Here is a 1,374-nt window from a genome sequence, read left to right as displayed (position 1 = left end):
CTCCGACAGCGAAGGCGACACCGCGCCGACCACGCTCCTCATCGACTTCGACGACGATGCGCCGACGGCGGTGGCCGACACGGATAGCGTGACCGAAGGCGGCAGCACGAGCGGCAATGTGCTCACTGGCAATGCCGATGCGTTCGGTGCCGATGGCGCCGACAGCGGCGGCGGCGTGGTGGGCGTTCGCGCCGACGGCAGCCCGGCGAACACGACGACGGCGGTGCTGACCGGCACGGGCGTAGCCATTGCGGGCGACTACGGCACGCTGACGCTGAACGCGGATGGCAGCTACACCTACCAGAGCACGGCAGGTGCGGTGACGGGCGACGAGCAGGACGTGTTCGTCTACACCATCCGCGATGCGGACGGCGACCTGTCGACGACCACGCTGACCATCGACGTTGCCAACGTGACGCTGGAAGGCGACGACCAGACCAAGGTGGTCAACGAAGCGGCGCTGGACCTTGTCGCGGACGACCGCGGCGCTGCCGGCCCCTCGCTGGAAGACGATCTTGCCCCGGGCACGGTCGAGGGCAGCAACCCCGGCCTCGATACCGAGACGGTGACCGGCCAGCTGACGGTTGCAGGCGACGGCGTGACCTACACGCTGACCGGCGGCACCGATGCCTACGGCCAGCTGCAACTCAACAGCGACGGCAGCTACACCTACACCCTCACCAGCCCGTTCACGACCACACCGGCGGCGAACGATGGCGCTGTTCCCGAGACCGGGGCGGAGACCTACACCTACACGGCGATCGACTCGACCGGGAACACGACCACCGGCACGATCACCATCACCATCATCGACGACGTTCCCACTGCGAACGACGACAGCGGCGGCCAGGTGAGCGAGAACCAGGCGTTCACGATCGATGCGCTGGCGAACGACGTGTTCGGYGCGGACGGCGTGGAYACGASCGAYGTGGCCGATGTCTATGTCTCGACCCAGGCGACCTACGGCACGGTGACCTACAACCCGGTGACGGGCCTGTTCACCTACACGCCTGCGCCGGGCGCGGGCTCGAACGGCAACCTGACCGACAGCTTCGAGTACACCATCGTCGATGGCGACGGCGACATGTCGACCGCGACGGTCAACGTGACGCTGCAGCCCGACAGCGAGCCGCAGGGCGGCCAGGCCAGTGCGGCAGTGGACGATGACGGCCTGACGGGCGGCAACCCTGCTTCGACCGATGGCGACCTTGATGCCAATGCGGGCGACGATCCGCTCGACACGAGCGAGGCGAGCTTCACCGGCAACCTGGTGGTGAGCGTCGGCAACGACACGCCGGCAAGCGTCAGCTTTGCAGCGGGCGTCGACGGCTCGACCGCGAGCGTGGGCACCGAGACCGTGACCTACTCGGTGGT

The 1,374-nt window shown here is 68.0% G+C and carries 1 protein-coding gene; it reads left to right on the top strand.

Annotation, left to right across the window (positions count from 1 at the left end):
* Positions 1 to 1,374, top strand: a 1,374-nt coding sequence (locus D4Q51_RS00010; protein ID WP_205689415.1) for an Ig-like domain-containing protein, incomplete at both ends; no start/stop codon positions are given.

The sequence above is a fragment of the Aurantiacibacter odishensis genome (assembly GCF_003605195.1).
GTDB classification, from domain to species: domain Bacteria; phylum Pseudomonadota; class Alphaproteobacteria; order Sphingomonadales; family Sphingomonadaceae; genus Alteraurantiacibacter; species Alteraurantiacibacter odishensis.
The sequence above is the reverse complement of the archived record's forward strand: the minus strand, read 5'-3'. Positions and strand labels throughout refer to the sequence as shown.